Annotated in this window: 1 protein-coding gene; it reads left to right on the top strand. The window is 70.6% G+C overall.

Features of this window, described 5'->3' with window-relative positions:
* Positions 1-27: 27 nt before the first annotated feature.
* The coding region (locus ACWJ6R_RS38420; protein WP_449066859.1) for a beta-ketoacyl synthase N-terminal-like domain-containing protein at positions 28-214 on the top strand (187 nt) is incomplete at its 3' end.

Below are 214 nucleotides of genomic sequence, written 5' to 3'. Positions count from 1 at the left end.
GGGATGGCGTGCCGTTTCCCGGGTGGGGTGTCCTCGCCGGAGGAGTTGTGGGAGCTGGTGGCGGCCGGGACGGACGCCGTGGGTGAGTTCCCGTCCGATCGCGGGTGGGATCTGGAGCGGCTCTACGACCCGGACCCCGACAACCACGGCACCTCCTACGCCCGGCACGGCGGGTTCCTGTACGACGCGGCGGAGTTCGATCCCGGTTTCTTCG

This window comes from Planomonospora algeriensis, assembly GCF_977012225.1.
Note: the sequence above shows the minus strand (reverse complement) of the source record. Positions and strands in the feature narration are given on the sequence as shown.